16 protein-coding genes are annotated in these 14,213 nt (G+C 65.5%); 9 read left to right on the top strand and 7 right to left on the bottom strand.

Annotation, left to right across the window (positions count from 1 at the left end; genetic code table 11):
* Positions 1-8 precede the first annotated feature (8 nt).
* Positions 9-932, top strand: a complete 924-nt coding sequence (choX, locus tag PAM7066_RS10220; protein ID WP_085854069.1) for a choline ABC transporter substrate-binding protein — start codon at positions 9-11, stop codon at positions 930-932.
* Positions 933-934: 2 nt separating this feature from the next.
* Here choX and PAM7066_RS10215 read toward each other — a convergent pair whose 3' ends face one another.
* A complete protein-coding gene (locus tag PAM7066_RS10215; RefSeq protein WP_085854068.1) occupies positions 935-1,558 on the bottom strand; it encodes a glutathione S-transferase family protein in 624 nt (207 codons plus the stop codon).
* A gap of 68 nt (positions 1,559-1,626) precedes the next feature.
* On the opposite strand from PAM7066_RS10215, the gene choW reads away from it, so the two are divergent.
* Together choW and choV are read left to right on the top strand one after the other, a co-directional pair.
* Positions 1,627-2,463, top strand: a complete 837-nt coding sequence (gene choW, locus PAM7066_RS10210) for a choline ABC transporter permease subunit (protein ID WP_085854067.1) — start codon at positions 1,627-1,629, stop codon at positions 2,461-2,463.
* Positions 2,460-3,485, top strand: a complete 1,026-nt coding sequence (choV, locus tag PAM7066_RS10205) for a choline ABC transporter ATP-binding protein (RefSeq protein WP_085854066.1) — start codon at positions 2,460-2,462, stop codon at positions 3,483-3,485. The genes choW and choV overlap by 4 nt, the downstream gene beginning before the upstream one ends.
* Here choV and PAM7066_RS10200 read toward each other — a convergent pair.
* Positions 3,482-4,204 (bottom strand): sulfite exporter TauE/SafE family protein, encoded by a 723-nt coding sequence (locus PAM7066_RS10200; RefSeq protein WP_276327461.1) that lies wholly within the window; start codon positions 4,202-4,204, stop codon positions 3,482-3,484. The genes choV and PAM7066_RS10200 overlap by 4 nt on opposite strands.
* 873 nt (positions 4,205-5,077) lie before the next feature.
* Between PAM7066_RS10200 and PAM7066_RS10185 the strand changes: the two genes are divergently transcribed.
* On the top strand, positions 5,078-5,575 hold the full coding sequence (locus PAM7066_RS10185) for a cupin domain-containing protein (protein WP_085854064.1): 498 nt from the start codon (positions 5,078-5,080) through the stop codon (positions 5,573-5,575).
* 81 nt (positions 5,576-5,656) lie between these two features.
* Here PAM7066_RS10185 and PAM7066_RS19340 read toward each other — a convergent pair whose 3' ends face one another.
* The 5 genes from PAM7066_RS19340 to fliF form a co-directional block, all read right to left on the bottom strand.
* The gene (locus PAM7066_RS19340) at positions 5,657-5,812 is read right to left on the bottom strand and encodes a hypothetical protein (protein ID WP_245749650.1); all 156 of its coding nucleotides are present in this window, start codon (positions 5,810-5,812) and stop codon (positions 5,657-5,659) included.
* A 349-nt stretch (positions 5,813-6,161) separates the two neighbouring features.
* Positions 6,162-6,896, bottom strand: coding sequence for a flagellar type III secretion system pore protein FliP (gene fliP / locus PAM7066_RS10175; RefSeq protein ID WP_085854063.1), 735 nt, complete (start codon positions 6,894-6,896; stop codon positions 6,162-6,164).
* Positions 6,896-7,204 (bottom strand): FliM/FliN family flagellar motor switch protein, encoded by a 309-nt coding sequence (locus PAM7066_RS10170; protein ID WP_085854062.1) that lies wholly within the window; start codon positions 7,202-7,204, stop codon positions 6,896-6,898. Before PAM7066_RS10170 ends, fliP begins: the two co-directional genes overlap by 1 nt.
* Complete coding sequence (locus PAM7066_RS10165; protein WP_085854061.1) at positions 7,197-7,799, bottom strand: FliH/SctL family protein; 603 nt, start codon at positions 7,797-7,799, stop codon at positions 7,197-7,199. The genes PAM7066_RS10170 and PAM7066_RS10165 overlap by 8 nt, the downstream gene beginning before the upstream one ends.
* Positions 7,796-9,388, bottom strand: coding sequence for a flagellar basal-body MS-ring/collar protein FliF (gene fliF / locus PAM7066_RS10160; RefSeq protein WP_090928916.1), 1,593 nt, complete (start codon positions 9,386-9,388; stop codon positions 7,796-7,798). Before fliF ends, PAM7066_RS10165 begins: the two co-directional genes overlap by 4 nt.
* A 132-nt stretch (positions 9,389-9,520) precedes the next feature.
* Here fliF and PAM7066_RS10155 point away from each other — a divergent pair, with 132 nt between their 5' ends.
* The 5 genes from PAM7066_RS10155 (at position 9,521) to PAM7066_RS10135 (ending at position 13,902) form a co-directional block, all read left to right on the top strand.
* A complete protein-coding gene (locus PAM7066_RS10155; RefSeq protein WP_085854059.1) occupies positions 9,521-10,057 on the top strand; it encodes a flagellar basal body-associated FliL family protein in 537 nt (178 codons plus the stop codon).
* 13 nt (positions 10,058-10,070) lie between these two features.
* Entirely contained in the window at positions 10,071-10,514 is a 444-nt protein-coding gene (locus PAM7066_RS10150; RefSeq protein ID WP_090928913.1) for a hypothetical protein, read from the top strand.
* Positions 10,511-11,101 (top strand): MotE family protein, encoded by a 591-nt coding sequence (locus PAM7066_RS10145; RefSeq protein WP_085854058.1) that lies wholly within the window; start codon positions 10,511-10,513, stop codon positions 11,099-11,101. The genes PAM7066_RS10150 and PAM7066_RS10145 overlap by 4 nt, the downstream gene beginning before the upstream one ends.
* A 6-nt stretch (positions 11,102-11,107) precedes the next feature.
* The gene (gene motA / locus PAM7066_RS10140; RefSeq protein ID WP_085854057.1) at positions 11,108-11,971 is read left to right on the top strand and encodes a flagellar motor stator protein MotA; all 864 of its coding nucleotides are present in this window, start codon (positions 11,108-11,110) and stop codon (positions 11,969-11,971) included.
* 62 nt (positions 11,972-12,033) lie between these two features.
* On the top strand, positions 12,034-13,902 hold the full coding sequence (locus tag PAM7066_RS10135) for a hypothetical protein (RefSeq protein WP_139838413.1): 1,869 nt from the start codon (positions 12,034-12,036) through the stop codon (positions 13,900-13,902).
* Positions 13,903-14,213 lie beyond the last annotated feature (311 nt).

Genomic DNA, 14,213 nt, shown 5'->3' with positions numbered 1-14,213 from the left:
GACCAACGATGAAACTGATCACGACCGCCTCTGCACTGGCGCTCATGGTGGCTGGCGCCGCCCACGCCCAGGAAACACAGTGCGACAGCATCACGTTCTCGGACGTAGGCTGGACGGACATCACCGCCACGACCGCGATCGCCAACCAGGTCTTCACCGGGCTGGGCTACGATGTCGAGGTGAAGGTGCTGTCGGTGCCCGTCACGTTCGCCTCGCTGGAAGGCGACGACGTGGACGCGTTCCTCGGCAACTGGATGCCGTCGCAGACGCAGGCCATCACGCCCTACCTCGAATCCGGCGAGATCGAGCAGGTCAACGAGAACCTGCAGGGTACGAAGTACAACCTCGCCGTACCGGCCTACACCTATGAAAAGGGCCTGCAGACCTACGAGGACCTCGCCGAATTCGAGGAAGAGCTCGACGGGACGATCTACGGGATCGAGCCCGGCAACGAGGGCAACATCTACCTCATCGGCCTGACCGAAGAGGACGAGTACGGCATGGGCGAGTTCAGCGTCCGCGAAAGCTCCGAGCAGGGGATGCTCGCGCAGGTGCGCCGCGCCGTGGACGACCAGGAGGACATCGTGTTCCTCGGCTGGGCGCCGCACCCGATGAACGCCAACTTCGAGCTGGAATACCTGACCGGTGGCGAGGACTTCTTCGGCGGTGAAGGCGTCGTGCACACCGTGACGCGCGAAGGCTATGTCGAAGAGTGCCCGAACGCCGGCAAGCTGCTTCAGCAGATGGACTTCTCGCTTCCGATGGAAAACGAGATCATGGGCTCCATCCTCGAGGACGGTGCCGACCCGGCCGAAGCCGCGCGCGAATGGCTTCAGGAAAACCCCGAAACCATCGAGCCCTGGCTTGAAGGCGTGACCACCGTCGACGGCGAAGAAGGCCTGCCGGCGGTGCAGGAGCACCTCGAGCTGTGACCTCAGCCGCCCTGCGGAGGCATCAGCGCGTCGTCCTTCGCGGCGGCGCGTTGTATCGCGGGGCGTTCCCGGAGGCGGGCGGCGTAGGATTCGAACGCCGGCCGCTTCTCGATCGTGCCGAACATCATGCCCCACGCGACCTGGCTGCCGAGATACACGTCCACTGCCGAGAACCGCTCGCCCAGCAGCCACTCGCGATCCGACATGACCCCTTCGAGCGTGTCGAGCACAGAGGCAAGATCGCCATACCCCACCCTCCCGCGGATCTGCGGGTCCGAGGTGTCGATGTTGAACGTCGCGTTCGTCACCGCCGCTTCGACCGGTCCCGCCCCGAAGAAGAGCCAGCGGTAATACGCGCCGCGCTCGGTCGGCGGCGGCGCGAGACCGGCGTCGGGATAGACATCGGCGAGGTAGGCGCAGATCGCCGCGGCCTCGGTCACGACCGTGCCGCGATGGACGATCGCAGGCACCTTTGCCATCGGGTTGATCGCGAGGTACTCGGAAGACCGCATTTCGGGGCCGTATTCGAGGACGGTCGTGGCGTATTCCGCGCCGACCTCCTCGAGCATCATGCGGACGATGCGGCCGCGCGACATGGGGTTGGTGAAAAACATCAGGTCGGACATTGTGGCCTCCGCTGGGACTGCGGAGCGACCGTCCGGCAAACAGGGATTCGAAGCAAGGAGCAACGCCGTTGGACTGGCTTACCGAGAACAAGATCCCAGTGGGCGACGCGGCCGAGGCCGTGTTCGACTGGATCGCAAACAACTTCGAAGTCGTGCTCGACGGCATCTCGAGCGTAGGGGAAAAGCTGATCGAGGGCATCCTGTGGGTGTTGCAGAGCCCGCCGGAACTGCTGGTCATCGCGTTCTTCGTGGCGGTGACATGGGCGCTGCAACGGTCGTGGAAGGTCAGCCTGTTCGTGGCGCTCGGCTTCCTGTTCGTCCTGAACCAGGACTACTGGGAAGAGACGACCGAAAGCCTGACGCTGGTGCTGTCGGCCTGCATCGTGTGCATGGGCATCGGCGTACCCATCGGTATCGCAGCGGCGCACCGCCCCAAGCTTTACGCGGCGATCCGGCCGGTGCTGGACCTGATGCAGACGCTGCCGACCTTCGTCTACCTGATCCCGGCCATCGTGTTCTTCGGCATCGGCATGGTGCCGGGCCTCATGGCCACGGTGATCTTCGTGCTGCCCGCGCCGATCCGCCTGACCTACCTTGGCATCGCGTCAACCCCGCCGGCGCTGACCGAAGCCGCGCGCGCCTTCGGGGCCACCAACAGCCAGCTTCTGTGGAAGGTCGAGATGCCCTCGGCCCTGCCGCAGATCATGGCCGGTCTGAACCAGACCATCATGCTGTCACTGTCGATGGTCGTCATCGCCGCGCTGGTCGGCGCTGATGGCTTGGGCGTGCCGGTGGTCCGAGCGCTGAACTCGGTCAACGCAGCACTCGGGTTCGAGAGCGGGTTCGTCATCGTGGTCGTGGCCATCATGCTCGACCGGATCCTGAACGTGGGAGCGCGCAAATGAGCACGGCGGTCAAGATCGACAACGTCTGCATCGTCTTCGGAGAGAAGCCGCAGCAGGCCCTGCCCCTCATGGACAAGGGAATGCAGCGGGGCGAGATCCAGCAACAGACCGGCCAGGTGCTGGGCGTGCACGACTGCTCGGTCGAGGTGCAGGAGGGCGAGATCCTCGTCCTCATGGGCTTGTCGGGGTCCGGCAAGTCGACGCTTCTGCGCGCGGTCAACGGGCTGAACCCGGTGGCCCGCGGCGCCGTCCACGTCAATGACGGCCAGCAGATGATCGACGTGACCCATGCCGACGCGGCAACGCTGCGGCGGGTGCGGATGCACCACGTGGCGATGGTCTTTCAGCAATTCGGCCTGCTGCCCTGGCGGACGGTGCGCGAGAATGTCGGGCTGGGGCTGGAACTCAGCGGAATGAAGAAGGCCGAGATGCGCGAGCGGGTGGACCACCAGCTCGAGCTCGTGGGCCTGTCGGAGTGGGCCGAACGCAAGGTCGGAGAGCTGTCGGGTGGTATGCAGCAGCGCGTGGGCCTCGCCCGCGCCTTCGCCACCGACGCACCGATCCTGCTGATGGACGAGCCGTTCTCGGCGCTCGACCCGCTGATCCGCACGAAGCTGCAGGACGAGCTGCTGGAGCTGCAGCAGCGGCTGAAGCGGACGATCCTGTTCGTCAGCCACGACCTCGACGAGGCGTTCAAGCTCGGGAACCACATCTCGATCATGGAGGGCGGGCGGATCGTCCAGACGGGAACGCCGCAGGACATCTTCAACGACCCCCGGAACGACTACGTCGCCGATTTCGTCCGCCACATGAATCCGCTGGGCGTGCTGCGCGCGCGCGACGTGATGGAGCCGGCGAACGGCGCGCCGCAGATCCGGGTGCCAGCCGACGCGCTGGTGCGCGACAGCCTGGAGACCGTGATCGGCACCCCCGATCCGGTGGGTGTCGAGGAGAACGGGGCCATCATCGGGCAGCTGACCCGCGACGGGGTGCTGCGCAGCCTCGACAAGTCGAGCGCCTAGAGAAGCGCCTTGGCGATGAGCAGGATCGAGAGGGTCAGAAGCAGCCCCTCGATCGCGCGAAGGTAGACGGCGTCGGGCAACCGCGCCGTCAGCCACCGCCCGATCATCGTGCCGATCCCGCCCGAGACCAGAAGCCCGAGCGTCAGCTCGACATCGAGGCCTTCTAGCGCGCCGATGGCCCAGTATCCGGGCAGCTTCGCAAGGTTGCACACGGAAAATGCGATCGCCATCGTGCCGGCAAATTCCAGCTTCGGCAGTCGCTGCGGCATCAGGTAGGCCTGCGCCGGCGGCGACCCCGAATGGGTGATGAAGGACGTGATGCCCGTCAGGATTCCCCAGCCGAGGCCGGGCAGAACCCCCGCCTCGGCCGGCGCCGTGACGACCGGGCCGAACCAGCGGCGGAGGACGAACCACAGCCCGATGAGGCCCGTGAGGATCAGCAGCACGGGCTCGGGAGTCCAGGGCGTGATGACGGTGGCGACAAGCACCCCGATCAAGATGGCCGGCACGAGGATCGCCAGGTTTCGCGGCGAGTAGGCCCGGCGGTAGAGCCAGACGGCGATCCAGTCGGTCCCGATGAAGACGGGCAACAGGATCGCGGCGGCCTGCACCGGGTTCATCGCGAAGGCGAGCGCCGGCACGGCAAGGGCCCCGGCCGAGGCCAACCCGCCTTTCGACAGGCCAACCACGAAGGCCGCCGCGAGAAGCGCGAGGAGGATCGGATCCGGGGTCAGGCTTGGCGCTCCGTCCTCTGGCGGTTGGGACCGACTCTTGCGGCATGGAAGCGACGGCGTCCAGACCACGTCTCAGCGCCGCTTGCGCGGCCCCTTCGGGATCTTCGAGCGACGCACCCGCGCTGCAGCCCGAGCCGATGCGTTCGACTACATCGAGCGCTTCTACAATAGGGGGGCCCGCCACTCGAAGCTGGGCTACCTGAGCCCCGAGCTATGCAAACTTAGCCCGGTGTCCACGAAGCCGGCAGCAGCTCATTCTCCCGCGTCACAGCCTCCGCATCTCGCAAGTTGTGAAGCGACTGATACACGCGCTTGCAGGGGTCTCGGTACGGCATCCCCTCGGCCTCCGCCATGTTGGCTGCGATCTCTGGGCCGGTCTTCGGCCCGTCGCGCAGCGACCGCAGGATCGCTACACGCAACTCGCCCCTGGTGAAGCGCCGGTCTCTTCTTCGGAACGTACACCGGATCATGGCGGCAGAGCCGTAACAAGGCCTCCACATGCTCGACCCTTTCGGTGCCGTCTCGGATGCACTCGGCGCGGATGTAGAGAAGGGCGTTGCGGATTCTGTTTTCTGACTCGCGGCCCAGGCGTAGCTGGTTCATCGCCGGAAGAGAGCACTTACAAGCGTTGTGAGCTCGGTGCGTTTGCCACCTAAGGCCGCAGATCTGGTGCATAAGGACGGTTGGGCTGCCCTTCCCGCCGCGGAACTAGGGAACCAGGTGGTGCATGCTCTGCGCTACATCCGGTGGGATGGGTCGGCCGCAGATCGGGTCGGCATCGTCCAGACCCAAAAGATCGGGTCCCCGACGCGGAGTGGCAAGGGCGGACCCGGCGGCTTGATCAGGCGTTCACCTGGCATGACCGATGTGACCACACTGATCCTGGAGCCCGGCACGGACGTGCCGAACAACCCCGACCTGCCGGTGGTGATCCTCCGCGGAGGCATGGCGGGCCTCGACGCGGGGGCGATCCGCGCCCGCATCGAGGCCAATGGCTGGGGCGGTACCTGGACGTGGACGGTCTTCGACTATCACCACTACCACCCGGACGCCCACGAGGCCCTCTGCGTCGCCAGCGGAGAAGCGGAACTGACGCTGGGCGGTCCGGAGGGGGAAGTCGTGACGGTGCGGGCCGGAGATTGCCTGATCCTGCCGGCTGGGACCGGCCACAAGCTGAACGCCTCGAGCGACGATTTCCGCATCTGCGGCGCCTATCCGCCGGGGCAGGAGGATTTCGAGACCCGCCGCGCCGAGGAGGGGATCGGCGACAGCCGCGCCCGTATTGCCGAGGTCGCCCTGCCGAAGACGGACCCGACTACGGGCGAGGCCAGCCCGCTGTTGCAGCACTGGAGGTAGCGGCAGGACCGGGCGCATGAGCCCCATTGATCGGCAATGGTGCGGACCTCTCCTGCCCCCGGCCGGAATTCCGAGGCGGTATCACAATGGGACGAAGTCGATAAAACCTTCACGCACACGCTCGAAACGATCGCCCTGGCCGGAGCGCCGGCTTTCACCCAAGATGCTCAGATGAAGGGCGATCCGGCTGCCGGCGAGCAGGTCTTCAACCAGTTTCAGGCCTGCCACGTCGTTCAAGACGATGATGGCGAGACCCTCGCCGGCCGGGCCGGACGGGTCTCCGAACCTCTACCGTCTGTAAGGTCGCCAAGCCGGAACGGTCGAGGACTACCGGTATTCGGGCGCGCTGGTCGAGGAAGGCGAAGCCGGCCTCGAATGGACCGAGGCGGACTTCGTCGGCTGTGTCCGGGATCCGACCGGCATCCTTCGCACGTCTCTCGACGACCGCGGAGCGCGCGGGAAGATGTCGTTCAAGCTGCGTTCGGAAGAGGATGTGGCGGATGTCTGGGCCTGCATTGCATCGCTGAGCGCTGGGTCGAACGACGAGAGCGGCGGCTGACGGCGACCGTCCGGGACCGCCTGTGGGTCAGATATAGCCGCGGACGAGTGCGCCCGAGATCAGCGTCCAGCCATCGGCAACAGCGAAGAACGCCAGCTTGAACGGCAGCGCCACGACAGCCGGCGGAACCATCATCATGCCCATCGACATCAGGATCGCGGCGACCACCAGGTCGATGATGAGGAAGGGCAGGAAGATCAGGAAGCCGACTTCGAAGGCGCGCCCGATTTCGGACAGAAGGAACGACGGCACCAGCATCGACAGTGGCGAGTCGGGCGCCAGGTTGGTTCCGGTGGTGTCGGGGCGAAGATCGGCGAGGGCCGCGTAGGTTTCGGGATCGACGCGCGCGGCCATGAACTCGCGGAAGGGAGCGAGCGCGCGCATCACGCCTTCTTCGACCTCCAGCTCGCCATCCACGAGGGGGGTGATGCCGGTGGTCCAGGCCTCGGTGAAGGTCGGCTCCATCACGAAATAGGTCAGGAACAGCGCCAGCGTCACGATCAGCATGTTCGGCGGCGACTGCTGAAGGCCGATGCCCTGCCGCAGGATCGACAGGGTCGTCACCAGGAAGGGGAAACAGGTGATCATCACCAGAAGCCCCGGCACGAGGCTGAGCACGGTGACCACCAGCAGAAGCTGGATCGAGCGGCCGGCCAGCGTCCCCTCTCCCTCGGCGCCAAAGTCGATGGAGAGTTGCTGCGCCTCGACTGGCAGGGCCAGCAGCAGAAGCGTGGCAGCAAGAAAGAGGGGGCTGGCGCGCATCAGAGGCCGCTCTCCATTTCGGCAATTTCAGTCAGGCGGACGGCGAGCATGCCCCCCTCTTCACCGTCGAGTTCTTCCAGCTCGCCGCGCGCGATGAGCCGGTCGCCGATATAGAGGCAGACCGGGTCCTCGACCTTGGTGTCGAGGCTCAGGATCGCGCCCTGCTCCATCTTGAGCAGGTCCGACAGCTTGGGCCGAGCCTTGCCGACCGAAACGGTGATCTCGACCGGCACGTGGTGCAGCGGGTTGTTCGAGGCCGCGCGCGGGGTCTCCACCACCTCTTCGATCTCGGCGAAGTCTTCATCCATGGGCCAGGGTCTCCTCGTTGAGTGTATCGAGCGCCTCGAGCGCGTCGGTCAGAGATGTTTCGAGAGCGTTCAGGTTCAGTTCACGTGCCGCGGCCCCGAGGCGTACCTGGAGCGTCCCGGGAGCCAGGGTGTCGTCATCCCGCACCGAGACGGGGAAACGCGCGCGGTCCTTCAGCGCCGTGGTCACGCCCTCGGCCTCACCCGGCGCGGTGAGGATCTGGATCTCCGCCTCGGCCACGTCCTCGGCCATCTCGGTGAACAATTCGTTAAGACGTGCCCCCAGCGTGTCGTGGAGGATGCGCGGGACCGCCGTCCGCACGATCGCGTCCAGCAACGGCCCAAGTTCGCGCATGACGTGGGCCCGCGCCTCGTGGAAGGTGAACGCCAGTTCGTCCAGCCGGTTATCGAGGACTTGCCCGCGCTCTTGCGCGGCGGATTCTGCGGCCGCGGAGGCGTCGGCCCAGCCGCTGGTGTAGCCCTTGTCGAAGGACTCGAGCCGCTCGGCTTCGAGCCGTTCGCCGTCATAGACCTCGACCGGGATCTCAGGGGCCGGGACGAAGTGGAAGTTTTCGAGGGTCAGGGGGCGGCCGCTCATGCCTTATCGCCTTCGTCTTCCATCCACGACTTGAGGATTTCGAGCGATTCTTCCTGCCGCTCTTCGATCAGTTCGCGCAGCCGGTCGACCGGCGAGCGCTCTTCGTCATCCCCGCCGCCCCCGGCGAAGCCGCCGAAGGGCGAGTCGTCGTCATCGCCGAAGCCGTTGCCAAAGAAGATCTCTCCATTCAGCGGTTCGTCTGCGTCATCGGCGTCCGAACCGAGCGGCGGTGCGAGCTGCGGCGACGTGCCGGATTTGGACAGGATCGGGCGGACCACGAAGAGGCCAAGCGCAAGGGCGACGAGCCCGAGGATCCCGATCTGCGCCAGGCGCATCACGTTGATGGGGCCCATGAGCGCGGGATCGAGAGGCGCCGTGCCATCGCCCGGGAGGGGTTCGAACTGCATCGAGCGGACCGACAGTGAGTCGCCACGTTCGGCGTCGAAGCCGATGGCGGCCGAAACCAGCTCGCGCAGGGCCTCCATTTCCTCGTCGGGCCGCGGCGTCCACGTGAGCGTGCCATCCGCAGCCGTCTCGCGGAGGCCGTCGACCATGACGGCCGTGGTGACACGCGCGATGGCGCCGGGCGAGCGGGTTACCTGACGTTCGATTTGGCTGACCTCGAAATTCGTCGTCTCGCGGCTTTCAGTGGCATTGTCGGAACCGCCGCCCTGCCCGCCTTCCGCATCGCCGTCGGGCAGATTCGAGGCGACAGTGACGTCGCCGTCCGCCGCTTGCGTGCTGGACGAGTTCGACTGCGTGACATCCGAGCTGATCGCCACACGGCTTTCGGGATCGATTCGCCGCTCGAGGATCTGCTCGCTTTCGGTGACCGTCTCGACATTTACCTCGACCACCGCATTGCCATAGCCGACCCGGGCCTCGAGCAGCCGTTCCACATTGCGCTTGAGCTCGGCCGCCCGGTCAGCGCCCACGGCACCCTGCGGCCGGTCCTCACCGGCGAGAATCACGCCGCCCATGGCGTCGATCACCGAGACATCCTCGGGAGACAGACCCGATACCGCCGCGGCCACGAGATAGCGCAGGGCCCGCGCATGACTTGCCGCGAGGCCGCCGCCTGCGGGTGTCACGGTGACCGAAGCGGTCGTGCGGATGTCACGCTGGAAGGGCCGCGCGCCCGCACTGGCGATATGGACGCGGGCGGATTGAATGGCCGGCGACGCCACGATCGTGCGCGCCAGCTCTCCCTCCTTCGCGCGCCAATAGGCGGCGTCGAACATCTGGCTCGTCGTGCCGAAGCCCGAGAGCGTGTCCAACAACTCGTAGCCCTGTGCGGCATTGGCCGGCAGGCCTTCACTGGCAAGGGTCATGCGAAGCTCGTCGCGGCGGCCCTCCTCGACATAAATGGCGCCGCCCCGAACATCGTAGACAACGCCCGTCTGTTCGAGAGCCTGGACCACATCACCCGCCGCCTGCGGCTCGAGCCCCGAATAGAGAAGCGTAAGACTGGGCGTCGACGCCATCCGTGCCACGCCCAGGACGAGCGCGAACATGGTGACGGTTGCGGCAATGACTATAATGCGCCGTTGCATCGTAAGGGCCTGCCAAGCCGAGCCAATGTTTTGCAAGACCGACCTCCTGTCGTTTCGCGGGGATGCTCCCCATGTCTTGCGTTCTGATTTTCAGACCGACCTTAATAATCGGTTAGTCTCTGCCGGTTTATGCCGACCCCACGATAAGAAATGGGACGGACGCACGGCATGGCCGAGGAAACCGACAGCGAAGACGGCGCATCGAAGAAGGGCAAGAAGGGACTGTTTATCGGACTCGTTCTCGCCCTCGTCCTGGGCGCGGGCGGTTTCTATGCGGTATTCTCGGGGATGGTTCTCGGCGGCGGAGCTGTCGCCGAAGAGCACGCCCGGACCGACGGCAGCCATGGCGGCAAGGGTGATCCGCTTCATGCAGCCTCGGCAACGGCAGCGGGAGGCGACCTTGCCGAAGTGGCGTTCATTCCCGTCGCCCCGATCGTGGTGTCGCTGACGGGGCCGAACGCCTCGCGCCACCTGCGCTTTCGCGCCGAACTCGAAGTCGCAAGGGAGCAATCCCCCGACGTAGAGCAACTGATGCCGCGTGTCGTGGACGTGATGAATGCGTATCTGCGTGCGGTCGATCCCAATTCCCTGAGCGCTCCCGGAGCGCTCATAGAACTGCGCGCACAGCTGTTGCGGCGTGTTGCGCTTGTGGTCGGGTCAAACCGGGTGCGCGACATCCTCGTCATGGAATTCGTACTGAGCTGAAAGGGGGACCAGAATGGACCTGATCGCTGATATTTTTCTCATCGGAGGCGCTGTCGGCGTCGCCTTCTACTGCTTCGTCCTGTCCCGGCGGTTGACGCGGTTCACCGATCTGAAACGCGGGGTCGGCGGGGCGGTCGCCGTGCTGTCCGCACAGGTGGATGATCTCAAGCGTGCGCTCGACGCGGCCAAGAAGGCCGCCGATGGCTCGGGCGACACACTGCGCGAGGTCACGGAGCGGGCCGACAGCGTCGCGCGGCGCCTTGAATTGGCGATGGCTGCGCTCCACGACGTGGACGACGCACCGACGGAACCGGGCGGCGTAGCGCCGGAAACGGCAAGATTCGCCGAGCCCGTCGCGGCGGCCAATGTCGCACCCGCCTCGGCGGTGCCCTTCTCGGCGACGCGCAGCACTGCGGCAATGCAACCCTTCTTCTCTCACCGGATGGCCCCCCGATGATTCGGCGCAGCAAGCGAAAGGCGCGCACGATGGGTATCGGCGTATTGCCGATCCTCGCTGGGCTGCTGATGGCATCGGGACTCCTCCGGCTCGGGGATGGTCCGGTGGCGGCGGCCGTGTCCGAGCTCGTCGCCTCGCGAAGTGCTCACGCCGCGGCATCGACTGCGACCACGCCCGAGGACGGAATCGCGGAACTTCTTGCCGAGCTCGACGCGCGGCAGGCAGAGCTCGACGAACGTGCCGCCAAGCTCGCAGTTGAAGGCGAGCGGATCGCCGAGGGAAAGACGGCCCTTCGCTCCCAGCTTGACGGGATCGAGGCCGCCGAACTCGAATTGCGCGAGCTTCTCCAGATGGCCGACACAGCAGCTGAAGACGATCTCTCGCACCTCGCGCAGATCTACGCCGCGATGAAGCCCGCCCAGGCTGCCGCTCTCTTTCAGCAGATGCCGCCCGCCTTCGGCGCCGGATTTCTTGGCTTGATGCCTCCGCCCGCCTCCGCCGCGATTCTCGCCGGCATGCCCCCCGACGCGGCCTATGCCATCAGCGTGATGCTGGCCGGCCGCCATGCCGATCTTCCCAAGGAGTGACCTGACATGATCGCGATCATCGGCGTCGTCGTCGTCTTCGTAATGGTTTTCGGCGGCTATCTCGCCGCCGGCGGCAAGCTCGGTATCATCCTCAAGGCCATGCCCTTCGAATTGGCCATGATCATGGGTGCGGCCACCGGCGCCTTCATGCTTGCCAACGACGGCAGCACGGTGAAGCGAACGATCAAGGATCTCGGGAAGGTCTTCAAAGGCCCGAAGTGGAATGCCGAAGACTATCGCGATCTGCTTTGCCTCCTGTTCGAGTTGATCCGTCTCGGCAAGGGTGACCCGCTCGCGGTCGAGATGCATATCGAGAACCCGGCCGAAAGCACAATCTTCGGGAAATACCCCAAGATCCGGGCCGATCACGAGGCGGTCGAACTGATCTGCGACACCATGCGATCGGCGAGCATGAATTATGACGACCCACACCAGGTGGAAGAAGTACTCGACAAGCGAATGGAGGCGCATCTGCACGGCACCCTCCATTCCAGTCATGCCCTTCAGACGATGGCCGACGGTCTTCCGGCGCTGGGTATCGTTGCCGCAGTGCTGGGCGTCATCAAGACGATGGCAGCGATCGACCAGCCGCCGGAGATTCTGGGCAAGATGATCGGTGGCGCTCTCGTCGGCACGTTCCTCGGCGTGTTCCTGGCGTATGGTTTCGTGGGTCCCTTCGCCACGAAGCTGAAAGCCGTGGCCGAGGAAGAAGCGCAATTTTACCAGCTCATCCGTGAGGTGCTCGTCGCAAACCTGCATCAGCACAGCGCCGCGATCTGCATCGAGGTCGGTCGCCAGAGCGTACCTCATCACCAGCGACCCGCGTTCGACGTCCTCGAAGAGGCGCTGAAAGCGTCGAAATCGGCATGATACGCCCAACATTGGTCCTGCTTACGATCTCCGCCAGTGCCGCGGCTGCTCAGACGATCCCCGTGCGCACCGCAGAGCATGATGGATTCACGCGCATCGCGATCGATTTCAATGCCGAGGCAACATGGCGCCTGGAGCAGGATGGGACCACCGTACGCATTCTGGCCGATGAAATCGCAACTTACGATCTCGCGGATGTCTACCGGCGCATCGGAACCGAGCGCATCACCTCGTTCCGGCAGGCTGGCCCCGGAGAACTGGTTGTCGAACTGGCATGCGCCTGCGCGCCGGAAACGTTTCGATACGGCAACAGCCTCGTTCTGGACGTTTCGCAAGATGCAGCCCCGCTTGAGCCGCCCCGCCCCGCGCCGCGGGAAACGGCGGTTGTCGCCGAGCCCTTGCATCGCCGCATGCTCTTGCCCGGCTTGCTCACCAACAGTCTCCCGGTCGAGACGGAGCCGGACGCCGACCCCCTGCCCGCGTCCATCCGTGCGGAGCGCGCAGCCGCGCTGCGTGCCGGGCTGAGAGCCGACCTGGGGCTACCACCCGACGCGGAACCCGCCGTTCCGGACGATACACCCGTCGAACCAGAGATCGAAATCGAAGACGAAGTTCCCCGACCGGGCCAGTTGCAGGTGGAAAGTCAGATCACGCGGGATACCCGCGGATACGACGAGGTCATCCCGCGTGCCGCCTGCCCCGCCTTTGCTGAGGAGACGCTCGACACATGGGCGACATTGCGGTGGACACTTCCTCCCGAAGCTGCTGACGCTGAGTGGACCGTGGCAGAGGCCAAGCGGCTCATTTCGCTGGGTTTCGGGATCGAAGCGAAGGGAGTTCTCGATGTCGTCAGTGGCGACGAACGAGACATCCGTCTTTTGTCGCAAATCGCTCAACTGGTCGACGCACCTGGGCCTGCGCCCGAGATTGCCTCGGTCGCGGAGTGCGGGGATTCACTGGCCCTCTTCGCATTGATCTCGAACCCGCCCGCTGCGCCTCTTCGCATTGGATCGGTACTCGATGCGCTGGCCGCGTCGCCCGAGGCTGCGCGAACTCACTTGGAACGCCGCGCGATCGAGGGCTTGATCGCGCTCGGCAACGATGAAGGCGCTCGCCTCGTGGCCGCTGCGAGCGGTCGGCGCGAGACTGCGGGGGCTCTGCCGGATCTCACGTCACTCACCATGGCAGCGGACGACGAACCAGTACCCGCCGCCGACCTTGAAGAGATCGTTGCACGCCGCACGCCCGAAGCCGCTGCCGCGCTTCGGATGATGGTCGACAACATGGTGGACGACGGCGCTTCCGTGCCACCGGATCTCCTCGATCAAGCCCGCGCTTTTCTGCCCGAGATCACCGGTAGCGACCGTCACAGGCTTCAGCGTGCTCTCATCCGGGCCGAGATCACCTCGGGACTATATCTGCGCGCGGCCGCGGATATAGATACTCTCGCCGAAGATGACGCGGCCATGGCCAAGCGGCTCGACGAGGAGCTGTTCACGACCGTGTCTTCCATCGAGAACGACGCCCTGTTCTTGACGCAGATCGTGAGCCTCGATGATCGCCCGGTTCCGAACGCGGAACTGCGGATTGCCATCGCCCGCCGGATCGCGGAAAACCATGTCCCGAAGCTGGCGCTCCGCACGCTATCCCGGGGGCCGGACATGCCCACGGCGGCCGAGCGGCTGCTGAGTGCCTCACTTGCTCTCGATGCAGGCGACGCGAACGTAGCTGAGGCGCATCTGACAGGCCTCGTGGATCCTGAAGCCGGCATCCTGCGGGAACGCGTTGCCCTGCTGCGTGCCGAGCAGGCCCCTGCGCCCACGAGCGATCCGGTTACTGTGTCACCAAGCGGAATTCGAAGCCGCGGCAGTGCCATCGTAGAGCAGAGTGCCGCGCTGCGCGCCGAGTTGGAAGCGTTCCTCAACAACTGATTTGTCTAAACCTTTTGGTAAGGCCAGGGCGTCTATCCAGAGCCCAACCGCTTGGGAAAAGGAGGTCGCGCCTAGAATGGGCCGTCTCGCGTTGTTTCTGTGCCTCACCGCTCTGGCTCCTGCCGGCGCCGTGGCGGCTCCATCGTTTCACACCGACGCGGAAGACACCGCCGCATTTCCCTGCGGCGCTCCGGGCAGGAGCCTCTCGAACGAAGAGATTTCCTGGAGCGATCGTCGGAACGACACCGCTCCCGTCAAAAGGACGGGCGGAGGCACAGGATTCGAGCGCTGTACAGCTGCAGTAGCTTTCG

This window comes from Palleronia marisminoris, assembly GCF_900172315.1.
In the GTDB taxonomy this organism is placed as follows: Bacteria; Pseudomonadota; Alphaproteobacteria; order Rhodobacterales; family Rhodobacteraceae; genus Palleronia; species Palleronia marisminoris.
The sequence above is the reverse complement of the archived record's forward strand: the minus strand, read 5'-3'. Positions and strand labels throughout refer to the sequence as shown.